We start from the raw sequence: 21906 nt of genomic DNA, 5'->3' as shown, positions 1-21906 counted from the left end.
CCCTGACGCAAATGTGAGGTAAGGAAAAGCAGAACCGCGCGTCAGTCTTCCAGAATTCGGCGCAGGCGTTCCCGTTCTTCATCGCTGAGCGTGTCGGTATGCCCCGCCGCGTGCGGCCGCGACCGTTTGCGCAGGAAGCTCCAGCCCATCGCCGCCGCTATCAGCAGCATGATCGGGCCCGCCAGCCACAGCATCAGGTTCGCTCCGGTCGTGGTGGGTTTCAGCAGGACGTATTCGCCATAGCGGTCAACAATGAACTCGACCGCTTCCCTGTCGGAATCCCCGGCCACCAGCCGTTCGCGCAGCAATATCCGCAGATCGCGCGCAAGTTCAGCGTTGCTTTCATCAATGCTCTCGTTGCGGCAGACCAGACAGCGCAGGCCGGTGCTGATCTCGCGCGCGCGCGCTTCCAGCGCCGGGTCGTCCAGCACTTCGTCCGGTTGCACCGCCATCAGCGGGCTTGCCAGCAACATCAGGATCAGAACAAGACGTTTCATTCCGCAGGCACCCCACCAGCCGGCGTCTTACGTGCGCCCGCAGCCACCCGGAACCGGCGATCCGACAGGCTGAGCAATCCGCCCAGCGACATCAGGATACAGCCGCCCCAGATCCAGTTGGCCAGAGGTTTGATATAGGTGCGCATCACCCAACCACCGTCAGCCTGCTGATCTCCGATCACCACGTAAAGATCCCGCAGCAAGCGGTAGTCAATCGCCGCCTCGGTCGTGGGCATCCGCGCCACCGGGTAATCGCGTTTCTCGGGGTGCAGCGTGGTGATCTGTCGCCCGTTCTTTTCAACCGCGACATCTGCGGTCGTCGAGAAATAGTTCGGCCCCTGAACACGCCTCACATCCTGCAGGGTCAGCGTGAACTGCCCCACTTCAAACGGCTGGCCCGGCTGTGCCACGCGGATATCCTCAACCTCCCACGCGGTTAGGCCAGCGATGGCGAACATCGTGACGCCCAACCCGGTATGAGCCACAGCCTTACCCCAATCGGCACCCGGCAACCGGAACAACCGCGACAGATTTCCCTTTCGGCCCGTACGACTCCAAAGGTCGATAACTGCACCAAAGGTGATCCATGCCCCCAGGAACAGACCAATCGGCCCCAGCGCGCTGCGCCCCGTCTGCAAAACCCAGACCAGTATCGCCAGCGCCACAGCCAGAACAAAGGCATAACGCAGCGACCATGCGACCTTGCCCAGTCTGCCTCGTTTCCATGGCAACATTGATCCCAGCGGCAGCACAATCCCCAACACCACCATGAAGGGCGTAAAGGCAGCGTTAAAGAACGGCGCCCCGACCGAGAGCTTTCGATCAAAGGCCATCTCGGCCACCATCGGCCAGAGCGTACCGAAGAACACCACAAAGCAACTGACCGCCAGCAGAATATTGTTCAGAACCAGCGCACTTTCACGGCTGACCATGCCAAAGACACCCTTTGCCTCCATCGCCTGCGCGCGCGCGGCAAACAGGGTCAAAGCACCCCCGATGAAGATCACCAGAATGAACAGGATAAAGACCCCGCGTTCAGGATCATTGGCAAAGGCATGGACCGAGGTGAGCAGGCCCGAGCGCACAATGAAGGTCCCGATCAGCGAGAACCCGAAGGCGATGATGGCCAACAGGATGGTCCAGCTTTTCAGGGCTTCCCGCTTTTCAACCACAATGGCCGAATGCAATAGCGCAGCGGCCAGCAGCCATGGCATGAAGCTGGCGTTCTCAACCGGGTCCCAGAACCAGAACCCGCCCCAGCCCAGCTCGTAATAGGCCCACCAGGAACCCAGGGCTATGCCGATGGTCAGGAATATCCACGCCGCCAGCGTCCAGGGCCGGACCCAGCGCCCCCACGCGGCATCCACACGGCCCTCGATCAGGGCCGCAACGGCAAAGCTGAACGCCATGCTCAGGCCCACATAGCCCAGATACAGGAACGGCGGATGGAAAGCCAAACCGGGGTCCTGCAGCAGCGGGTTGAGATCGCGCCCGTCGAACGGAGGCACCGGCAACCGGTCAAACGGGTTGGACGTGAACAGGATAAAGGCGAAAAACGCGACCGCGATGGCGGCCTGCACCGAGAGCACGCGGGCTTTCAGCGTGGGCGGAAGACCGGCCCCGAACATCGCCGCCATCGCACCAAAAATGGTCACGATCAAGACCCACAGCAGCATCGAGCCTTCGTGGTTCCCCCACGTCCCGCTGATCTTATACAACATCGGCTTGGCCGAATGGCTGTTCTCGACCACGATCCGCAACGAGAAGTCGGACGCCATGAACGCCCAGACCAGCGCGCCGAATGAAAACGCCGTCAGCAGAAACTGCGTGATGGCGGCGGGTTCGGCAAAACCCATCCACCCGGTCCATCGTTTTGCAGCCCCCACAAGCGGCACCACCGTCTGAACGATGGCAACCAGAAAGGCTAGGATCAGTGCGAAATGGCCAAGCTCTGTAATCATGGGCCGCTTATACTGCGGCAGCCGGGCATGTGCCATTAACATTCGTCAAGGATCTTCGCACATAGTGTCGCGCCTCAACCGGCGCGCAGCTGTCTCCACCGATCTAGTGCCGGGTTTTGATCGGCCTCCGCCATATCCGGGCTTTTACGGTCCATCACCTCCAGCGTTTCGAGATTGGCCAGAACGTCAGGCACATGCCGCAGCGTTCCTCTGATTTCCCGCTGAAAATCCTGTGCCTTGGCCTGATGGCGCGCGCCAAAATAGAATGAGACAATAACGCCCAGAAGCCACCACAGCGGCTCGGGCACAAGCGCCACACCCTGCATCCGTTCTGCAAACCAGAACGGATCGACCATGGCCGCAACAAACAACCCAAGCGTACCCAACGCCAAAGCCGGGCGTGGCAATCGGTTCAACCCGTCCATAAAGCGGTCAAAGCCACCTTGCTCCGGACCCTGAAACTCAGCCCCGAACTGGGCCATTGCAGCAGCACGCAGGGTCAGCGCCCGCTCTGCCCCGCTCTCGGCATTTTCGCGAAATACTTCGGTGGTCTCGCGCACCACATTTCGACCACCCCCAAACAACAGACCAAGAATCCCCGAAATCAATCCCATTGCGAAATCCTCTGCTGAAACTCTGGATCATCAAGGTGATAGACGGGTGACAAGAACTCCTCGGCGCGCCGGATCCAGCCGCCTTTGCCACCGGCTCTAGTACGGGCGTATTTCCGTAAGCCCGGTCTGCGATCTGCCAATCGAAAGTAATAGTTCCGCCGCGCGACGCCATATGCGTCCCGCAAGGCCCCCGGCTCCGGCTCGGCTGCATCCCGACTTGACCGGGCGGTCTGCGGGCCAATCGCGCCATCAACGACCAAATCATATCCCATCTGACGCAGCAGGGCCTGCAGAATGCACACAGCCTGCGCACCCGCATTCACATACATATCGAAAACCGAGGCCTGCAGCGCTTCGGGCAAAAGCGCGATGCGCGGCTTCTCAAAATAATGCTCCAAAAATATCTCGATCGCCTGCGCCCGGCTCAGTGCCTGCACGTCCTTGCGCGTCACCTTGCCGTCGCGGTCCAGATCCAGCCCCAACCGCCGCATGGTGTGGATCGTCACCCCATATTTCGTCGTCCCGCCGGGATCGTCCGGGTCGTCTACAAACCCACCTTCCCGCGCTACGATCCCTTCCGCAATCTGCCGAACCGTCTGCATCACACCATCCTTTGCTCAGATGACACAAACGGTCAGACAAAGACCTTAACACCCCGCCAAAGCAAAGGGCGCTGCCCGCCTTCCACGCGCAACGCCCCGCTTCTTCTGTTCAAAAATACTTCCGCCGGAGGCATGCAGCAAAGCTGCATTCAGCTATCGCCAGCCTCCTGGTAAACACCCTGCTCCTTCAACGCGTCCACCACCTCTTTCGGCATGTAAGTTTCGTCGTGCTTCGCAAGAATTTCAGTGGCTTCAAAGACGCCGTCTACATAGCTTCCGGTCCCGACCATACCCTGATTTTCCGAGAACAGATCAGGCAGCACACCGGTAAACGCCACCGGCACACTCTCGCCCCCGTCGGTCACGACGAAATGCACCGTCTCACCCTGCCCCCGGATGATCGAGCCCTCTTCGACCAGCCCGCCGATCCGGAACACCTCGGTCGGCTTTGGCGGCTCGGCGATCACCTGACTGGGCGAGCGGAAAAAGTTGATACCGTCGCGCATCGCATAACCGATCAGCCCGGTGGCCAGAATCAAAGCCACGGCAGCCAACAGAATGACCTGAACGCGACGACGTTTCTTGAGCGTTTTCATAGCGTCCTCATGGGAACAGAGGGGCCATCATCAGCCCCGTGGTTTCATCTTCACCTAGCATCAGGTTGGCGTTCTGCAAGGCCTGCCCGCTGCTGCCCTTCGTCAGATTATCCAGCGCCGCCACCACGATGGCCCGACGTTCGATCCGATCACCAGTCACGCCGATATGGCAAAAGTTCGAGCCGCGCACATGATGGGTCGAGGGGGTCTCGCCAAACGGCAGCATCTCGATGAAAGGCTCGGCCTCATAGGCGCTGCAAAGCGTTTCATAGACGCTCTGCGGGTCGCCTTTGACATAGGACGTCGCCAGAATCCCCCGGTTGGCCGGGATCAGATGCGGCGTGAACTGAACATGCACGGTGCGGCCTGCAAGCTCCGAGAACTCCTGATCGAACTCGCCCAGATGCCGGTGCGTACCGCCAACGGCATAGGCGTTGGTCCCCTCGCTCAGTTCGGCGTGCAGCAGATTTTCCTTCAAAGCCCGCCCCGCGCCCGAGACTGCGCATTTCAGGTCCAGAATGATATCATCCAGATCAATCGCCCCCGCGGCGATCAGCGGCCGCAGCACATATTGCCCGGTCGCAGCATTGCACCCGGTCCCCGCAACCAGCCGCGCGGCACGGATGTCGTCGCGGTAGAATTCGGTCAGGCCGTACACGGCCTCTTGCTGATGGGTCAGTGCGGCGTGGGGGTTGCCGTACCACTTCTCATACTCGGCACCGTCGCGCAGCCGGAAATCTGCCGACAGATCCACGATCTTCAGGGATTTCGGCAACTCCCGAATAACCTCCTGACTCGTCTTATGCGGCAGCGCACAAAAACACAGGTCGATCTGAGAAAAGTCGATCTCGGAAATTTTACACAGAACGGGCAGCTTCATGTGACGCAGATGCGGGAACACCTGCGCCATGGTTTGCCCGGCCTTCCGCTCGGCGGCCAGAGCGGTAATTTCCATATTCGGATGCCCGGCGATCAACCGCACCAGTTCAGCGCCGGTATAACCAGAAGCACCCAGAATTGCGATCTTATGGGTCATGTCAGACCTCTTTCGTTCGTATGTCACATGGGTCAACCGCCGATGCGACGGTCAACGAAGTAAGGAATCGGAAAGGTGCCGTCCTTGACCTAGGTCAGGCGGCCTCAAAGGCGATTTTTCGTCGCAAGAACTGGGTCGCGCGATCGCTGACAACGCCGGGCTTGCCAGTGGTCAAGAACCCGCCCTCGCCTTCGCCCAACATATTCGGGTGACGATCCAGATAATCCGCAAGGCTGGAGGCGACCAAATCGCCCTGGCTGTAAACCTTTACATCCGGGCCCAGAGCCGCCTGGAAGGTCTCGGCCATCAAGGGGTAATGGGTGCAGCCCAGAATCGCGGCCTGAGGCTCTGGCATTTTGCGCCGCAGCGCGTCGACATGGCTGCGTACCAGCGCCTCGGCCAAGATCATGTCGCCGTCCTCGATAGCATCGACCACGCCGCCACAGGCCTGCGCCTCGACATCGACACCGATGGCGCGAAAGGCCAGTTCCCTCTGGAACGCACGGCTTGAGACGGTAGCGGGCGTAGCGAACAGCGCCACATGCTGTACTTCGACCTCACGGGGGGGAGAATTGTCACCCCATTGCCGTTCAGTCAGCGCTTCGATCAGAGGTACGAAAACGCCCAGCACACGCTTGCCGCTGGGCACGCCCGCCTCCTGCATCCGACGCAGGGCGGCGGCGCTGGCGGTGTTGCAGGCCAGAATCACCAGATTGCAGCCCCGCGACCACAGATCGCCGACGGCCTGACAGGTCAAATCATAGATATCGTCCGGGTCACGCACCCCATAAGGCGCGTGTGCATTATCCGCGTAATACAGAAAATCCACGTCCGGCAGACGTTTCTGCGCGGCGTTCAGGACGGTCAGGCCGCCCAATCCCGAATCAAAGATACCTACTGCCATTTGACCCTTCAGGCGCGATGCCGTTCCTCAAATTCATAGCCATAGTCATAGGACTTCAATGGCTTCGGAGACAGCTCATACGTCGCTTTGCGCAGGAAATCCATCATCTTGCGCGTATCCTTGCCCAACGGGTCCAGAATGTCGCGCCCGATGGGATCGCCAATGACCACTTTTACCGGCGTGTCGACGCGCTTTTTGAACTCTTTGATCAGCAAGCCCATCCGCAAGGTGTTGTGCAAATGGCTGGCGATCTGAAACAGGCGCGAGGTATGCCCGTCAAAGAAAACCGGCACCACGGTCGCGTTGGATTTTGCCACCATCCGCGCGGTAAACCCGCGCCAGCCGGGGTCCATGGGATGTGCAAAAGGTTTGACTGCGGTACTGACCGTCCCTCCTGGGAAAATCCCGATCGCGCCACCGTCGCCAAGATAGTTTAGCGCTGCCTTACGGGTTTCGAGGTTCAGCCGCATGGCCTCTTTCGTGCCATCGAACGAGATCGGCAGGACGATCCGGTTCAGGTCTTCGGCCTTGCGAAACACATGATTTGCCAAAATGCGAAAATCGCCGCGCGTCTGTGACAGGATATGCCCCATCATCAGCCCGTCCAGAATACCATACGGGTGGTTCGCAATCAGGATCAGTGGCCCATTAGCGGGGATGTTCGACAACGCGCCACCCACGACATCCAGCGACAGCCCATAGCGTTCCACCATGACGGACCAGAAATCGCGCCCCTGCGCCACCTCTTGCTCATACCCGTCCGCGCGACGGATCAGGCGCAGGCGACCCGTTGTGTTCTCCATCAGCTTGATCACCATCCGCCCGCCCCGCGTCTCCGCGGAATGGGCGTACGAGATGTCACGGGCGACATGATGGCGCGAGGGCATCGGTTCCTCCGGTTGGCTGCCGTCTAAATAAGGCCGGGGACCCATTTTGCAAAGTTTGCGTGACAGGCTTGTGAAGCTTCACTCTGCCGCAGCGCGCAACTCCGGTCCGCCGTCGCGGATGACGGCCAGCAGTTCCTCGCGCCGTTTCGCAGCCTTGGCCTCGTTGGCGACCAGAACCGGACCAAAGCCCCGAATGTCCAGTGGCAACGCCGCAAGCGCCGCAATCGCGTCGCGGGTTTCCGCGGTCAGCTTTGGCAGAACCTCTTTCATGTCCTTCTCATACTGACGGATCAGTCCCCGCTCCATCTTGCGCTCTGCCGTATAACCGAACACATCCAAGGGGGTGCCCCGCAAGACCTTCAGCTTTGCCATCAGCTTCAACGGACCCAGAAACCACTCACCAAAGGCCTTCTTGGTCGGACGGCCATTCGCGCCCTTCGTACCCAGAACCGGTGGCGCAAGGTAGAAGGTCATCTTGAAATCGCCATCAAACTCAGCCGAGGCCTTGTCGCGGCTGTCCAGCAACAGCCGTGCAACCTCGTATTCATCCTTGTAAGACAACAACTTATGATACCCTTTTGCCACCGCTTCTTTGACTGCCGGGTCCTCGATAGGCTCGACCAGTTTCAGATAACGCTTGGCCAGCCGCTTGCTTTGATAGGCGGTCAGGTGATTGGCGCGGAAGTCGATGGTCTGCTCCGGCGTCCGGGGCATCTCGGTGACGCCGGGGCCAAGGATCTTGTCGACCTCCTGCGGATGCAGCACCGCCCATCGACCGACGGCAAAGGCGCGCTTGTTGCGCTCAATCGCGGTGCCGTTCAGTTCGATGGCCTGCATCAGAGCTTCATGGCTGACCGGCACCAGCCCGCGCTGCCACGCCGCCCCAAAGACCATCATGTTGGAATAGATCGAATCTCCCATCACCGCGCGGGCCAGATCAGAGGCGTCGAACAGATCGACCCCATCCTTCAGCCGCGCCCGCAACGCCAGTTCAAGCTGATCGCTGGGGATCTGGAAATCGGTGTCCCGCGTGAAATCGCCGGTGATGATCTCGTGGCTGTTGACCACCGCACCGGTCTGACCGCCCTGCGTCAGGCCCAGAGTCTTGGCCCCCGCCGACACCACCAGATCGCCGCCGATCAGCGCATGAGCCTCGCCCGTGGCGACCCGGATTGCGCTGATGTCCTCGGGCCGGTTGGCTAGACGGCAATGGATGTGGACCGCGCCGCCCTTCTGGGCCAGCCCTGCCATCTCCATCATGCCTGCGCCCTTGCCGTCGATCTGCGCCGCCTGCGCCAGGATCGCACCGATGGTGACAACGCCAGTGCCGCCAACGCCGGTGATGACCACGTTGTGTGTGCCGTTGATCGACGGCAGGTCCGGGTCCGGCAGGTCGGGCAGTTCGATATCGGTGGTGGCCTCTTTGCGCAGCTTCGCGCCCTCAAGTGTGATGAAGGACGGGCAGAACCCGTTCACACAGGAATAATCCTTGTTGCAGCTTGACTGGTCGATGGCGCGCTTACGGCCCAGTTCGGTCTCTTTCGGCACGATCGAGACGCAGTTCGACTGCACCCCGCAATCGCCGCAGCCCTCGCAGACATCAGTGTTGATGAACACCCGCTTGTCCGGGTCCGGGAACAGCCCCCGCTTGCGCCGCCGACGCTTTTCCGCAGCACAAGTCTGGACGTAAACAATGACCGATACACCCTTGATCTCGCGAAACTTCTCTTGAACGCGCATCAGCTCGGCGCGTTCGTGCGTTTCAACGCCCGATGGCAGAGCTTTGAAGTTCACATCTTCCTTTTCGTCGTAGACAACGGCCACGTCTTTGACGCCCATCGCCTTGACCTCGTCCACAATGCGTTCCGCCGTCAGGCCGCCTTCGTTGTCCTGCCCCCCGGTCATGGCAACGGCATCGTTGAACAGGATCTTGAAGGTGATATTCGTTCCGGCCGCCAGTGCCGCACGGATCGCCTGCGCGCCCGAGTGGTTATACGTCCCGTCGCCGAGGTTCTGGAACACATGCTCGGTGGTCGAAAACGGTGCCTCGCCGACCCAGTTCACGCCCTCGCCGCCCATCTGGGTGAAGCCTGTGGTCTCGCGGTCCATCCACTGGACCATGTAGTGGCAGCCGATCCCGGCATAAGCCCGGCTGCCATCGGGCAAACGGGTCGAGCTGTTATGCGGGCAGCCCGAGCAGAAATACGGCAACCGCGCCGCGATTTCCTGAGCATTGTCGGCCCGGCGCGCATCGGACAGCTTGGTCAGACCGGCGCGGATGCCGTCGGTATCGCGGCCCTCTTCGATCATGATCTCGCCCAGCTTTTCGGCAATCATGATCGGGTCCAGCGCACCCCGGGTCGGGAACAATTCCTCACGGTGCAGCGTGCCCGCGCCGCCTTTGTACCAGCCATAGACGCGACGGCCCCGGCGGTCGTCAAAGATCGCCTCTTTGACCTGCACCTCGATCAGCTTGCGCTTTTCCTCGACGATGATGATCAGGTCCAGCCCTTCAGCCCAGTCGTGGAAGCCTTTCATATCCAAAGGAAATGTCTGGCCAATCTTGTAGGTGGTAATGCCCAGCCGCTCGGCCTCGTCCGCGTCGATGTTCAGCAGCGACATCGCATGCGTCAGGTCCAGCCAGTTCTTACCTGCCGCCGCGATTCCGATCTTGGCGCCAGGCTTGCCCCAGACGCGCTTATCCAGCTTGTTGGCGTGCGAGAACACCTCGGCTGCAAAGCGTTTATGGTCAATGATCCGCGTTTCCTGCAGGTGCGGGGTGTCCCCCAGACGAATGTTCAGCCCACCCTCGGGCATGTCGAACTGAGGCATCACTAACTGCATCCGGTCGGGGCGACCATCCACGACGGATGTGACCTCGATCGTGTCCTTCATCGTCTTCAACCCGACCCAGACACCCGCAAAGCGGCTCAGCGCGAAGCCGTAAATGCCGTAATCGAGAATTTCTTGCACACCCGCCGGGCTGACCACCGGCATATACATATCGACCAGAGACCACTCGGACTGGTGCAACACGGTCGAGCTTTCGCCAGTGTGATCATCGCCTAAAGCCATCAGCACACCGCCATGCTGCCCCGTGCCCGCCATGTTGGCGTGGCGCATCACGTCGCCCGAGCGATCCACGCCCGGGCCCTTACCGTACCACAGGCCAAACACGCCATCGAACTTGCCGTCTCCGCGCAGCCCGGCCTGCTGGCTGCCCCACAACGCGGTGGCGGCCAGATCTTCGTTAAGACCGTACTGAAAGGTCACATCGCTCTCGGTCAGTTGCTTCTCGGCCCGCGACATCTGCAGATCGACCGCCCCCAGCGGCGAACCGCGATATCCCGTCACCAGACCCGCCGTATTCAGACCCGCTGCGGTATCGCGCGCCTTCTGCATCATCATCAGGCGCACCAGAGCCTGCGTGCCGTTCAGCAGAACGGGGCTTTTGGACAGATCGAACCGGTCATTCAGTGATATTTTTGGCTGACTCATCGGACGTCTCCCATCGTCGGATTAGTGTGCTGTATCGAGGCGCATTTTAGGTCACAACTGCTGACCTGTATAGCAGTTTTCTTATTCTCCCGTAACGATTTCCTTGTTTGAATGTGGAATTTGTTACGTGTTTCATATAGGTCAGCCGAAGGATAACGAAAGTTGCGACGATGGATTGGGACAAGCTCAGAATATTTCACGCGGTCGCGGATGCGGGCAGCCTCACACATGCTGGGGATAAGCTGAACCTGTCTCAATCTGCCGTGAGCCGACAGATACGCGCACTCGAAGAATCACTGGATGCGACGCTGTTTCACCGCCACGCACGGGGGCTGATTCTCACCGAACAGGGAGAGTTGCTGTTCGATGCCACCTCGGCCATGTCCAAACGTCTGGACGCCGCCGCCGCCCGCATCCGCGACAGCGAGGATGAGGTCTTCGGCGTCCTTCGGGTGACCACAACCTTTGGCTTCGGCACGCTCTGGCTGGCCCCGCGTCTGCCCAAGCTCTATGAACAATATCCCGATCTCAACATCGACCTGATGCTGGAAGAACGGGTTCTGGACCTGCCTATGCGCGAAGCCGACGTCGCCATCCGCATGAAAGAACCCAGCCAGGCCGATCTGGTGCGCAAGCGGCTGATGACCGTCCAGATGCTGCTGTATGCCACCCGGAGCTATCTCGATAGCCATGGCGGCGCGCCGTCGAAACTGGAAGACATCTCAAAACACAGGTTGATCTGCCAGACGCCCTCGGCCCCGCAGGTCGGCGCAAGCGCATCGATGGTGCGTCACCTGATGACGTACAACCCCAGTTCGCTGATGACGGTGAACAATTATTTCGGCGTTCTGCAGGGCGTGCTTCACGATCTCGGCATCGGCGTTCTGCCCGATTACGTGACCGAGGATTTTCCCGATCTGGTGCCTGTTCTGTCAGATATCGAAAGCGCGGATGTCCCGGTTTACCTCGCCTATCCGGAAGAATTGCGTCATTCCAAACGGATAGCGGCCTTCCGTGACTTTGTTCAGGACGAGATCATCGCCCATCGCAAGCAGTTGCGGCAGCTGGGCAAGCTCTAGCTATGCGCGGGCAGCATAGCGGGCATGACGCCAACGCCCCCTAATAAACCTTGATCGTTCATAAACCGATCCCTAAATGAGCACTCGAAGGCGGTGATGCTGAAACGCTCATCATCTTCATACCTCCCTGTTGGACTACGGCCGAGCTTAGTGCTCGGCCTTTTTTTTGGCCTTGCGGTTGCGTTAACCCGTCGAAAGCTCTGGGAAAAATGCACGCACCGGCATATGATCCCGAAAAAATGATATAAACTTCGTTTCCGAGGGCAAATCCATGTTCCAACCACTCCGCCTTTTGCTGGCGCTGGTCACCGCTTTTATTCTGGCGGCCCCACTTCATGCACAAGATACAGGCACTGCAGCCGTCAGCATCCCCGAGGACCTGACGCCCGAACAGGTCGATGACCTTGTCGCCCGCATGTCCGACGATCAGGTCCGCGCGATCCTGCTGGAACGCCTTGACGCCGTGGCCGAGGAACAGGCCGCAGCCAAGGAAGGGGTCGAAGACCCGCTGACCGAAATCAGCGAAATCTGGGCCGAGATGGTATCGTCCTGGACCCATGTTCTGACGACGCTTCCCAATATCGTCACCGCGCAGATCACCGCATTCAGCAATTTCTCAGACAAACTGGGCACGACAGGTGTCTACACGTTGATCGGCTTGGTCCTGTCGGTGCTGATCGTTGGTTTCATTGCCGAGAAACTGTTCATCTTCCTGACCCGGCGCTGGCACGAGGCGACCGAGGTCTCGGATGACGCCGATCTTTGGGGGGCTGTCAGTTACCTGTTCCGCCGCTTTTGCCGCGAAATCGCGGGGCTCATCGTGTTCTACGTGGTCATTCGTGCCATCGGGCGCGGCCTGCTGACCCCCGAACAGATCACGTATGCGGCACCATTTGTGTTCTACCTGATCTGGGTGCCCCGCCTGGGAGCCGCAGCCTCGCGCTTTGTTCTCGCCCCGCAGAAGCCCCAGTTCCGACTTGTAAACATCGACGATCACTGGGCGAAGTACCTGCACCGCAACCTGATCGGCCTGCTGATTCTGATCGGCTTTACACTGTTTGTGTTGCGGTTCAACGGCCTCAATGGCGTGACCGGAGACGACACCCGCATCGGGTTCTGGCTGAACGCGGCGATCCATGTCTATATCGGCATCATCGCCTGGACCGCGCGCGAAGGCCTGTCTCAGATGATGTTGGGCACGGACCCGGACCACACCAAATTCGACGAAGAGGTGGCGCATTACTATCCCTACTTCGCCATTGGCGTGTCGGTCGTGATCTGGCTGCTGGTCGAGTTTCTGGTGGCGCAGCGTGACCCAGCCGTCATGCGCGTTCTGGTCAACGGGGCGCATTTCACCACCATGTTCTGGCTGTTGATCGCCCCGGCGCTGGATACCCTCATCCGTGGGCTGGTGCGTCATCTGCAACCGCCGATGTCGGGCGAAGGGCCGCTGGCCGAACGCGCCTATCGCTCGGCCAAGCGCAGCTATATCCGCATCGGTCGCGTCATCGCGGGCCTGTTTGTGGTCTTCATGATCGCAAATGCGTGGCAGCTTGACCTGCGCAACATCGCCTCAGCCGGTGTCAGCGCCGAGGTCGGCGGCGCGGTGATCGAATTCCTGCTGATCATCGCCATCGGTTACATCATGAACGAAGTCGTCTCGCTGTGGATCAACCGCCGTCTGGCCCGCGAACAGACCGCAGCCGAGGCGCTGGACGAAGAGGCCGGTGGCGAAGGCGGCGGTGCGGGCGGTTCGCGTCTGGCGACGGTTCTGCCGCTGCTGCGGATCACCGCTCAGATCACCATCGCGGTCATTTTCGGCCTGCTGGCGCTGGGCGCGCTGGGCATCAACATCACGCCCCTGCTGGCCGGTGCCGGTGTGCTGGGGCTGGCCATCGGCTTTGGGGCACAGAAACTGGTGGCGGATATCGTTGGCGGCGTCTTCTTCCTGATCGACGACGCCTTCCGTGTGGGTGAATATGTCGATGTCGGCGGCACCATGGGCACGGTCGAGAAAATCTCGATCCGCTCCATGCAACTGCGCCACCATCGCGGCCCGGTGCACACGATCCCTTATGGTGAAATCCAGAAGCTGACCAATTTTAGCCGCGACTGGGTGATCATGAAGCTCAAATTCACCGTGCCCTTCGACACCGACCCCAACAAGGTCAAGAAGATCTTCAAAAAGATCGGTGCCGAGATGATGGCGGACGAAGTGCACAAAGATGGCTTCCTGCAGCCCTTCAAGTCGCAAGGTGTGTTCGACTTTGACGATGTCGGCATGATCATCCGCGGCAAGTTCATGGCCAAACCGGGCAAGCAGTTCACCTTGCGTAAGGAAATCTTCAACCGCGTCAAGGCCGAGTTCAACGCCAACGGCATCGACTTTGCCCGCCGCGAGGTGCGCGTCGCCATCCCCGGACTGGAAGAGGCCGAGAATCTGACAGAAGAACAAAAAGCAGCTGTCGGAGCGGCCGCGGCAGACTCAATCAACAAAGGGGAAGCCCCGGCCTGACCATTTCGTCAGCAACATGATTGACGGGCTCGGCATTCGTGCCGGGCCCGTTTTTTCTTTGACAGTTTAAGCCTGCGCTGACTTGACCCTTCCCACGGGCGCGCCCTTGCCCTAAAAGGCGCGCAATCTCGGCCACCCTTGGACAAGGACAGACGATGCAAGAGCCCGCCATCACACCCGATCTGATCGCCGCACATGGGCTCAAGCCCGATGAATACGACATGATCCTCGAAATCATCGGGCGCGAGCCGAGCTTTACCGAGTTGGGCATCTTTTCAGCCATGTGGAACGAGCATTGTTCCTATAAATCGTCGAAGAAATGGCTGCGCACCCTGCCCACCTCTGGCCCTCAGGTCATCTGCGGACCGGGCGAGAATGCGGGTGTGGTCGATATCGGTGACGGTCAGGCGGTCGTCTTCAAGATGGAAAGCCACAACCACCCGTCCTACATCGAACCCTATCAGGGCGCGGCGACCGGTGTGGGCGGTATCCTGCGTGACGTCTTCACCATGGGCGCACGCCCCATCGCGTCGATGAACGCACTGTCTTTTGGCGAACCCGATCACCACAAGACCCGCCAACTGGTCAACGGCGTGGTCGAAGGCATCGGCGGTTACGGCAACTGCTTCGGCGTGCCATGCGTGGGCGGCGAAGTGCGCTTTCACCCCGCATATAACGGCAACTGCCTGGTGAATGCGTTCGCTGCTGGTCTGGCCGACAGCGACAAGATTTTCTACTCCGCCGCCTCGGGCGTCGGTATGCCTGTTGTCTATCTGGGTGCCAAGACGGGCCGTGACGGTGTCGGCGGCGCAACCATGGCATCCGCCGAATTCGACGACACCATCGAAGAAAAGCGCCCCACCGTTCAGGTCGGCGACCCCTTCACCGAAAAGCGCCTGATGGAGGCGACGCTGGAGCTGATGCAGACCGGGGCCGTGATCTCGATTCAGGACATGGGTGCGGCAGGTTTGACCTGCTCCGCTGTTGAAATGGGCGACAAGGGTGGTCTGGGTGTTCGTCTGGACCTCGAAAACGTCCCTCAGCGCGAAGAAAACATGACAGCCTATGAAATGATGCTGTCTGAATCTCAGGAGCGCATGCTGATGGTCCTCAAGCCCGAGCTTGAAGCCGAAGCCCGCGCCGTGTTCGAGAAATGGGACCTCGATTTCGCCATCGTCGGAGAGACAATCGCCGAAGACCGCTTCCTGATCATGCACAATGGTGAGGTCAAAGCCGATCTGGTCCTGTCCAAGCTCTCCTCGACCGCGCCGGAATATGACCGCCCATGGGTGGCGACGCCCGAGGCCGAGGACCTGTCCGACGTTCCCCAGATCGATCCAATTGACGGCCTGCGCGCCCTGCTCGCCTCGCCCAACTATGCGGGCAAACAGTGGGTGTATGAGCAATACGACACCATGGTGATGGCCGATAGTGCCCGCACGCCGGGTTTGGGCGCAGGCATGGTCCGCGTCCACGGGACTGACAAGGTGCTGGCCTTCACCAGCGATGTGACCCCGCGCTATGTCCGCGCCAACCCGGTCGAGGGTGGCAAGCAGGCGGTGGCCGAGGCCTATCGCAACCTGACTGCCGTTGGGGCCAAACCGCTGGCCACCACCGACAACCTGAATTTCGGCAACCCCGAAAAGCCCGAGATCATGGGCCAGTTTGTCGGTGCCATCCAAGGCATCGGGGCCGCCGTCGGTGCGCTGGACATGCCCATCGTGTCGGGCAACGTCTCGCTTTACAACGAAACCGACGGCCAGGCGATCCTGCCAACGCCGACCATTGGCGCGGTTGGCTTGTTGTCGCACGCGGATGAGATCATCGGCAACGAAGTGCGCGAAGGCCATGTTGCGCTGGTCATCGGTGAAACCAAAGGGCATCTGGGCCAATCCGCCCTTCTGGCCGAGGTGTTCAACCGCGAAGATGGCGACGCGCCCCATGTCGATCTGGACGCAGAACAGCGCAACGGAGAATTCATCCGCGCCAACCGCCAGATGATCAAGGCCTGCACCGATCTGGGCGATGGTGGCCTTGCTCTGGCCGCGTTCGAACTGGCCGAGGCTGCAGGCGTTGGCGTTTGCCTTGACGATGCCTCGACCGAATTCCTGTTTGGTGAAGATCAGGCCCGCTATCTGGTCGCCTGCAACTTCGATCAGGCCGAGGCGCTGATGATTGCTGCGGGCCAGGCCGGTGTCCCGCTGGTCTCGGTCGGCCGCTTCACGGGCGACAGCGTGAAAATCGGCACCTCCGAAGCGCCACTGGCTGAACTGACGGATACGTTCCGCAGCAGCTTCGCCGCGGCCGTCGCCTAAGACCGCCCTATTGTCTTTCAACACCGGAAAACCCTGCGCCCCCTCTGGGGCGCAGGGTTTCGGGCCTTTGCCCGACCAGCACATCTTGCACGCCCTTGCGCATCGCTCTAAATCTTTCTCAAAGATCTTCAGGAGAACCCCACATGCCGATGAGCGCCCACGAAATCGAACACCTGCTGCGCGAAGCCTTTCCCGATGCGGAAATTCAGGTCGGCGGCAGCGACGGCGTGCATATGTCCGCCATGGTCGTGGATGAAAGCTTTCGCGGTAAAAACCGGGTGCAGCAGCAGCGCGCGGTTTACGCAGCGCTCAAGGGTAAGATGGATGGCCCGGATGGCGAGTTGCACGCGCTGGCGCTGACGACGAAGGTTCCTGAATGATCCCGAAAACATGACTGGCTGGCCTCTCTGGATCTCGCTGATCGCGGCATTGATAGTTGCCGCCGCGCTGATCGAGGCCTATGTCAAACGCAACCGAAAACGAAAACTGTCGGATATGCGCCCTGACCCGGACAAAATCAGCAAGGTTGGCGGCATCGAAAGATACGGGCTTGATCCGGTGACACTGGCCCAGGCCGAGCATCGACGACTGCAGGAAGAAGGATGGGCTCCCAGCCCGTCACAGGATGAAACAACGGCCCCGGACGCGGGTGAAAAGGAAACGCAAGATGAGCGACGTTAAGACCCAGATCGACGAAACCGTCAAAGCCAATGATGTTGTGCTGTATATGAAAGGCACCAAAGAAATGCCTCAGTGCGGGTTTTCCTCGCGCGTGGCCGGTGTGCTGAATTATATGGGCGTCGACTATGCCGACGTGAATGTTCTGGCCGACGAAGAGGTCCGTCAGGGTATCAAGGATTATTCCGACTGGCCGACCGTGCCGCAGCTGTATGTCAAAGGCGAATTTGTCGGTGGCTGCGACATCATCACCGAAATGACCCTGTCTGGCGAGCTGGACACGCTGTTTGACGAAAACGGCGTCGGCTACAACAAGGACGCCGCTGACAAGATCCGCGAAGCGAACGCCTGATCTATCGACTTACACAGTCCCTGAACAACACGCGCTCGGGGGCTGTGTCACCGCTGGCCTGATGGCTGATCGTGGCCTCCCAGCCCTTTGAGCGCAGCGTGTAGGTGCCGGTCGTCCCGACGGATTCATAACGGATCCCAGACCCGCTCTGAACTTGCTGCATCGCGATCAGCTGGCCGTCGACCAGCATCGCGGCTGCACCCGTCCCATCGGTTGCGTTGAAATACGACACCGGTATCTGCGTCGCATTCTCGCAGTTGAAGGTCACCGACAATATGTCGATCTGCGCCATGGCCGCCGGAGCCCCCAGCGACAGGACAGCGGCGCAGAGGGATGTATAAGCCCCCCGCATCAGGCCGACTTTTCTTCGATGGCTGCGGCCAGCGCTTCGGCCCGCGCAGCCATTTCCGCTAACGTATCTGTCACCGATGGCGGCACGACGGCAACCTCGATCCGTTCGGGCTCGGGCCGGGGCGCGTTGCGCAGGCGTTTGAGTTCGGTCTCAGCTTCGGCCAGGCGGGCCTCGGCCATTTTCACGCGGTCTTCCTGCGCAGCGGCCTTGTCGGCCAGCATCAGCCCGGCCATTAGCAGCATCCGCGATTCCGGCATCCGTCCGATCTGATCAGACAGAACCTGGGCTTCGTCATCCAGCAGCCGCGCGGCCGCCTGCAAAAACCCCTCTTCGCCGTCCTGACACGAGACTTCAAAGCCCCGTCCGCCGATATGAATGGTCACTTCGGGCATTATTCCACCTCTCCTTCGGCCAGATTGGCATGGGTCAGCAAGGGTTCAAGACGGGCCAGCACCGCATGGGCCTCGGCCGCGTCCGAGGCGCGCGCGGCGCGGGTAGCCTCCAATTCGGCGGCGGTGGCGCGGTTGAGCATATCCGCATCAGCAACGCCCTTTTCGGCGGCGGCGCGCAGTTCGTCCACCGTGCTGCGCAGCTGTTCGTTGGCGTTGCGCAGACGCTGCAGATCATCGTCCAGCCGTGACATCGCGGCTCCGTGGCTGGCCCGTTCTGCGCGCAGCATTTCAAGCTCGGCACTCAGCTCCGAGACGCGCTCGCTATCGGCCAGTTCCGCCCGCAGACGCGCCAGTTCGGCTTCGGTTTCCTCGACCCGATCAGCGATTGGCGTAAGCTGTTCGACCTCGGTCCGCAGCGATTCCGCTTCTTCCGCTGCCCCTTGATAGGATCGCAGCGTTTCGATTTCGGCTTTCAGCGCAGCAATCTCGTCATTGTTCTCAAGCGCCGCCTTGGCATCTGCCAGTTCGGCCCGCGCCGCCTCGACCGCCGCAAGCTGCGATGCTGCCTCGGCCAACTGCTCGCGCAGCGCGTCTGCTTCTGCGCTCGGGGCGGGCTGTGCGCGAAGCCCGTCAACCTCCTGTGCATGGCGTTCGACCAGCGCCTTCAGTCGTTCTTCCAGCTGTGCGTTGGCGACACGCTCATCCTCAAGCGCGGCACGCAGGGCTGCATCGCCTTCGCCTGCGGGTGCCGCATCCTGCAATGCCTCGACACCGCTGCCGATCCGCTCCATCGCGGCAATGATACGGCGTTGTAATTCTTCAATCTGGCTCATGCCCCTGTCACCTCTTTACCAAGGTTCGTTCTGTCGCGCGCCGGCCCGAATCAAGGATGGCCGCTCTGACCCACAGTTTAACGGAATGTGACAGAAAATACCCACTGTTTGGTTTCAATCACTTGTGGAACACAGTTCATCCGCCAGACCAGCGCTATGCCCGGTTCTGCTTGCACTTTGACAAGCGGATGGTATTCAGCGCCCCATCTGCCCGTAACCCAAAGGAATAACGCCCGTGGACCTGACTGCGCTGCGCACCGCCAACCCTGAACACTGGGACAAGGCTGCGGCCATCCGCACCCTGACCCTCGACGCTGTCGCCGCCGCTAATTCCGGCCATTCCGGTATGCCAATGGGCATGGCCGATGTTGCGACCGTCCTGTTCGAAAAGCACCTGAAGTTCGACGCCTCCGCCCCCAACTGGCCCGACCGTGACCGGTTCATCCTGTCGGCTGGCCACGGTTCGATGCTGATCTATTCGCTGCTGTATCTCACTGGCCACGCGGACGTGACGCTGGACGAGATCAAGAACTTCCGTCAGTTGGGCGCAAAAACCGCAGGCCACCCCGAGAACTTCCTCGTCGACGGGATCGAAACCACCACCGGTCCGCTTGGTCAGGGCATCTCGAACGCTGTGGGCTTTGCCATGGCCGAGGAGATCCAGCGCGCGCACTATGGCAAGAAGGTCGTGGATCACTACACCTATGTCATCGCAGGCGACGGCTGCCTGATGGAAGGCGTCAGCCAAGAAGCGATCACACTGGCAGGCCGTCACGAGCTGAGCAAACTGATCGTCTTCTGGGATGACAACAACATCACCATCGACGGCACGGTCGATATTGCTGACCGCACCGATCAGGTGCGTCGCTTCGCGGCTTCGGGCTGGCATGTGATCGAGATCGACGGTCATGATCCAAAAGCCATCGACGCGGCCATCGTTCAGGCGAAGAAATCGAACAAACCCTCGATGATTGCTTGCAAAAGCCACATCGCTCTGGGCCACGCCGCGCAGGACACTTCGAAAGGCCACGGTGCGCTGACCGACCAAGATCAGTTGAAAGCCGCCAAGGAAGGCTATGGCTGGCCGCATGATGCGTTCGAAATCCCGGCAGATGTGAAATCCGCGTGGGAGGCCATTGGCGCCCGTGGCGCAGCCGAGCGTGCTGCATGGGAGGAGCGTTTCTCGCAGATATCTGAACGCAAGCAGGCCGAGTTCAACCGCGCCTATGCGTTTGAAGCGCCCAAGAAACTGGCCGGTGCCATCCGTGCGTTCAAGAAACAGATGTCCGAGGATCAGCCCAAGCTGGCCACCCGCGCCTCGTCCGAGAAAGTTCTGAACGTTGTGAACCCGATCATGACCGAGACCGTTGGCGGCTCGGCCGACCTGACCGGCTCGAACAACACCAAATCGGCTGATATGGGTGTGTTCCTGCCGGAGAACCGCAAGGGTCGCTATATCCACTACGGCATCCGTGAGCACGGCATGGCGGCAGCGATGAACGGTATGGCGCTGCATGGCGGCATCCGCCCCTATGGCGGGACGTTCATGGCCTTCACCGACTATGCGCGCCCGTCGATGCGTCTGGCCGCACTGATGAAAATCCCGTCGGTTTTCGTGATGACCCACGACTCGATCGGTCTGGGTGAAGACGGCCCGACCCACCAGCCGGTCGAACACCTGGCAATCAGTCGAGCGACGCCCAACACCTATGTGTTCCGCCCCGCCGATTCCATCGAGACCGCCGAAGCCTGGGAACTGGCGCTGACTTTCAAGGACAGCCCCTCGGTCCTGTCGCTGACTCGTCAGGGCGTGCCAACCGTGCGCAAGGACCACAAGACCAAGAACCTGTCCGTGCAGGGCGCTTACGTTCTGGCCGAGGCCGAGGGCAAGCGTCAGGCCATCCTGATCGCCACCGGCTCTGAGGTGTCGCTGGCGATGGAGGCCAGGGCGATGCTTGAGGCTGACGGCATCGGCACCCGCGTTGTGTCCATGCCCTGCATGGAACTCTTCGCGCAGCAGGACGAAGCCTATCGCAAGCGTGTCCTGCCGGGCGGCCCCGTCCGCGTCGGCATTGAGGCTGCCGTCCGCGCCGGAGGCTGGGATCGCTGGCTATTGGGCGAACGTGGCCGCGAATCCAAAGCCGCTTTCATCGGCATGTCGAGCTTTGGCGCGTCCGCCCCTGCGGGCGAACTCTACAAGCATTTCGGTATCACCGCCGAGGCCACCGTTGCGAAGGTTAAAGAACTGCTGGGCTGATACCCCACTCAAATCACACAGAAAGGCGGCCCCGCGGGTCGCCTTTTTTTATTTGCCTGGCTGCTATGTCACCGACAGGTGAGCAGCCGTGAGGCCGCCGCCTCTGTGCCCAAACCCAAATCGTCATATCTGCGCCCAAGTCCATCAGATACAGGAAACACAGACATGATTACTCGGGCCGCTCTTACCATCACAGCACTTAGCCTTGCGTCGACCGCCTATGCGGGTGGTTTTGCCAGCAAAGAAGAAATTACCCAAACCATGAGCAACCATACCTATCAGGGTGGTATGCTTTCTGGGGCCTTCACCGAGTATTACGCCGCCGACGGCACGATCAAAGGCGACGGGTATAGCGGAAACTGGACGGCAACCGATGACGGCATGTGCTTCCAATATGGCACCGATCCCGAAACCTGTTGGCAACTGAAGATCGAAGAGGCTGCCGTCACACTGTTCAAAGACGGCAAGGTGGACGGGTCCGGCGTCGTCGTCAAAGGCAACCCCAACGGCTTTTGAAAGACCGCCCTCACGCTGCGCG

The 21906-nt window shown here is 60.5% G+C and carries 20 protein-coding genes; 8 read left to right on the top strand and 12 right to left on the bottom strand.

The genetic code is table 11. The features are described from left to right. Positions 1–41: 41 nt before the first annotated feature. The 9 genes from ACR1XV_RS04005 to ACR1XV_RS03965 form a co-directional block, all read right to left on the bottom strand. A complete protein-coding gene (locus ACR1XV_RS04005) occupies positions 42–497 on the bottom strand; it encodes a cytochrome c-type biogenesis protein (protein ID WP_480529014.1) in 456 nt (151 codons plus the stop codon). After that, positions 494–2458 (bottom strand): heme lyase CcmF/NrfE family subunit, encoded by a 1965-nt coding sequence (locus ACR1XV_RS04000; protein WP_480529294.1) that lies wholly within the window; start codon positions 2456–2458, stop codon positions 494–496. The genes ACR1XV_RS04005 and ACR1XV_RS04000 overlap by 4 nt, the downstream gene beginning before the upstream one ends. Before the next feature lie 74 nt (positions 2459–2532). After that, complete coding sequence (locus tag ACR1XV_RS03995; protein WP_480529013.1) at positions 2533–3072, bottom strand: holin family protein; 540 nt, start codon at positions 3070–3072, stop codon at positions 2533–2535. Continuing rightward, the gene (locus ACR1XV_RS03990) at positions 3063–3674 is read right to left on the bottom strand and encodes a holin-associated N-acetylmuramidase (protein WP_480529012.1); all 612 of its coding nucleotides are present in this window, start codon (positions 3672–3674) and stop codon (positions 3063–3065) included. Before ACR1XV_RS03990 ends, ACR1XV_RS03995 begins: the two co-directional genes overlap by 10 nt. A 149-nt stretch (positions 3675–3823) precedes the next feature. Then, positions 3824–4270, bottom strand: a complete 447-nt coding sequence (ccmE, locus tag ACR1XV_RS03985; RefSeq protein ID WP_480529011.1) for a cytochrome c maturation protein CcmE — start codon at positions 4268–4270, stop codon at positions 3824–3826. Between the two features lie 7 nt (positions 4271–4277). Beyond that, positions 4278–5306 carry an N-acetyl-gamma-glutamyl-phosphate reductase gene (gene argC / locus ACR1XV_RS03980; protein WP_480529010.1) on the bottom strand — a complete coding sequence of 343 codons (1029 nt, stop codon included), beginning with the start codon at positions 5304–5306 and terminating at the stop codon, positions 4278–4280. A 94-nt stretch (positions 5307–5400) separates the two neighbouring features. Then, a complete protein-coding gene (locus ACR1XV_RS03975) occupies positions 5401–6210 on the bottom strand; it encodes a glutamate racemase (protein WP_480529009.1) in 810 nt (269 codons plus the stop codon). 8 nt (positions 6211–6218) lie between these two features. Continuing rightward, entirely contained in the window at positions 6219–7097 is an 879-nt protein-coding gene (locus ACR1XV_RS03970) for a lysophospholipid acyltransferase family protein (RefSeq protein WP_480529008.1), read from the bottom strand. A gap of 78 nt (positions 7098–7175) precedes the next feature. Beyond that, positions 7176–10595, bottom strand: coding sequence for an indolepyruvate ferredoxin oxidoreductase family protein (locus ACR1XV_RS03965; protein ID WP_480529007.1), 3420 nt, complete (start codon positions 10593–10595; stop codon positions 7176–7178). A 170-nt stretch (positions 10596–10765) separates the two neighbouring features. Between ACR1XV_RS03965 and ACR1XV_RS03960 the strand changes: the two genes are divergently transcribed. From ACR1XV_RS03960 to grxD, 6 genes are all read left to right on the top strand, one after another. Next, positions 10766–11674 (top strand): LysR family transcriptional regulator, encoded by a 909-nt coding sequence (locus ACR1XV_RS03960; RefSeq protein WP_480529006.1) that lies wholly within the window; start codon positions 10766–10768, stop codon positions 11672–11674. A gap of 271 nt (positions 11675–11945) precedes the next feature. Next, positions 11946–14189: a mechanosensitive ion channel family protein gene (locus tag ACR1XV_RS03955; protein ID WP_480529005.1), complete on the top strand. Its 2244-nt coding sequence runs from the start codon at positions 11946–11948 to the stop codon at positions 14187–14189. Between the two features lie 155 nt (positions 14190–14344). Continuing rightward, the gene (gene purL / locus ACR1XV_RS03950) at positions 14345–16504 is read left to right on the top strand and encodes a phosphoribosylformylglycinamidine synthase subunit PurL (protein WP_480529004.1); all 2160 of its coding nucleotides are present in this window, start codon (positions 14345–14347) and stop codon (positions 16502–16504) included. Positions 16505–16647: 143 nt separating this feature from the next. Further along, a complete protein-coding gene (locus tag ACR1XV_RS03945; protein ID WP_170354080.1) occupies positions 16648–16884 on the top strand; it encodes a BolA/IbaG family iron-sulfur metabolism protein in 237 nt (78 codons plus the stop codon). A gap of 10 nt (positions 16885–16894) precedes the next feature. Continuing rightward, positions 16895–17185, top strand: a complete 291-nt coding sequence (locus ACR1XV_RS03940; protein WP_480529002.1) for a hypothetical protein — start codon at positions 16895–16897, stop codon at positions 17183–17185. Next, positions 17172–17534: a Grx4 family monothiol glutaredoxin gene (grxD, locus tag ACR1XV_RS03935; RefSeq protein ID WP_480529001.1), complete on the top strand. Its 363-nt coding sequence runs from the start codon at positions 17172–17174 to the stop codon at positions 17532–17534. The genes ACR1XV_RS03940 and grxD overlap by 14 nt, the downstream gene beginning before the upstream one ends. 1 nt (position 17535) lies before the next feature. Here the strand turns inward: grxD and ACR1XV_RS03930 are convergent, their stop codons facing one another. The 3 genes from ACR1XV_RS03930 to ACR1XV_RS03920 are packed head-to-tail and all read right to left on the bottom strand — an operon-like array spanning position 17536 to position 19111. After that, positions 17536–17886: an MliC family protein gene (locus tag ACR1XV_RS03930; protein WP_480529000.1), complete on the bottom strand. Its 351-nt coding sequence runs from the start codon at positions 17884–17886 to the stop codon at positions 17536–17538. Continuing rightward, the gene (locus tag ACR1XV_RS03925; protein ID WP_480528999.1) at positions 17886–18278 is read right to left on the bottom strand and encodes a cell division protein ZapA; all 393 of its coding nucleotides are present in this window, start codon (positions 18276–18278) and stop codon (positions 17886–17888) included. Before ACR1XV_RS03925 ends, ACR1XV_RS03930 begins: the two co-directional genes overlap by 1 nt. Beyond that, positions 18278–19111: a hypothetical protein gene (locus tag ACR1XV_RS03920; protein ID WP_480528998.1), complete on the bottom strand. Its 834-nt coding sequence runs from the start codon at positions 19109–19111 to the stop codon at positions 18278–18280. Before ACR1XV_RS03920 ends, ACR1XV_RS03925 begins: the two co-directional genes overlap by 1 nt. 235 nt (positions 19112–19346) lie before the next feature. Between ACR1XV_RS03920 and tkt the strand changes: the two genes are divergently transcribed. Then, positions 19347–21368: a transketolase gene (gene tkt, locus ACR1XV_RS03915; RefSeq protein WP_480528997.1), complete on the top strand. Its 2022-nt coding sequence runs from the start codon at positions 19347–19349 to the stop codon at positions 21366–21368. Positions 21369–21533: 165 nt separating this feature from the next. Then, positions 21534–21884, top strand: a complete 351-nt coding sequence (locus tag ACR1XV_RS03910) for a hypothetical protein (protein ID WP_480528996.1) — start codon at positions 21534–21536, stop codon at positions 21882–21884. Positions 21885–21906 lie beyond the last annotated feature (22 nt).

The organism is Ruegeria sp. AD2(2025) (assembly GCF_056542385.1).
Note: the sequence above shows the minus strand (reverse complement) of the source record. Positions and strands in the feature narration are given on the sequence as shown.

Bases quoted from the DNA above. Each gene is read 5' to 3' on its own strand.
- ACR1XV_RS04005 (WP_480529014.1), bottom strand. From the start codon at position 497: ATGAAACGTCTTGTTCTGATCCTGATGTTGCTGGCAAGCCCGCTGATG.
- ACR1XV_RS04000 (WP_480529294.1), bottom strand. From the start codon at position 2,458: ATGATTACAGAGCTTGGCCATTTCGCACTGATCCTAGCCTTTCTGGTT.
- ACR1XV_RS03995 (WP_480529013.1), bottom strand. From the start codon at position 3,072: ATGGGATTGATTTCGGGGATTCTTGGTCTGTTGTTTGGGGGTGGTCGA.
- ACR1XV_RS03990 (WP_480529012.1), bottom strand. From the start codon at position 3,674: ATGCAGACGGTTCGGCAGATTGCGGAAGGGATCGTAGCGCGGGAAGGT.
- ccmE (WP_480529011.1), bottom strand. From the start codon at position 4,270: ATGAAAACGCTCAAGAAACGTCGTCGCGTTCAGGTCATTCTGTTGGCT.
- argC (WP_480529010.1), bottom strand. From the start codon at position 5,306: ATGACCCATAAGATCGCAATTCTGGGTGCTTCTGGTTATACCGGCGCT.
- ACR1XV_RS03975 (WP_480529009.1), bottom strand. From the start codon at position 6,210: ATGGCAGTAGGTATCTTTGATTCGGGATTGGGCGGCCTGACCGTCCTG.
- ACR1XV_RS03970 (WP_480529008.1), bottom strand. From the start codon at position 7,097: ATGCCCTCGCGCCATCATGTCGCCCGTGACATCTCGTACGCCCATTCC.
- ACR1XV_RS03965 (WP_480529007.1), bottom strand. From the start codon at position 10,595: ATGAGTCAGCCAAAAATATCACTGAATGACCGGTTCGATCTGTCCAAA.
- ACR1XV_RS03960 (WP_480529006.1), top strand. From the start codon at position 10,766: ATGGATTGGGACAAGCTCAGAATATTTCACGCGGTCGCGGATGCGGGC.
- ACR1XV_RS03955 (WP_480529005.1), top strand. From the start codon at position 11,946: ATGTTCCAACCACTCCGCCTTTTGCTGGCGCTGGTCACCGCTTTTATT.
- purL (WP_480529004.1), top strand. From the start codon at position 14,345: ATGCAAGAGCCCGCCATCACACCCGATCTGATCGCCGCACATGGGCTC.
- ACR1XV_RS03945 (WP_170354080.1), top strand. From the start codon at position 16,648: ATGCCGATGAGCGCCCACGAAATCGAACACCTGCTGCGCGAAGCCTTT.
- ACR1XV_RS03940 (WP_480529002.1), top strand. From the start codon at position 16,895: ATGACTGGCTGGCCTCTCTGGATCTCGCTGATCGCGGCATTGATAGTT.
- grxD (WP_480529001.1), top strand. From the start codon at position 17,172: ATGAGCGACGTTAAGACCCAGATCGACGAAACCGTCAAAGCCAATGAT.
- ACR1XV_RS03930 (WP_480529000.1), bottom strand. From the start codon at position 17,886: ATGCGGGGGGCTTATACATCCCTCTGCGCCGCTGTCCTGTCGCTGGGG.
- ACR1XV_RS03925 (WP_480528999.1), bottom strand. From the start codon at position 18,278: ATGCCCGAAGTGACCATTCATATCGGCGGACGGGGCTTTGAAGTCTCG.
- ACR1XV_RS03920 (WP_480528998.1), bottom strand. From the start codon at position 19,111: ATGAGCCAGATTGAAGAATTACAACGCCGTATCATTGCCGCGATGGAG.
- ACR1XV_RS03910 (WP_480528996.1), top strand. From the start codon at position 21,534: ATGATTACTCGGGCCGCTCTTACCATCACAGCACTTAGCCTTGCGTCG.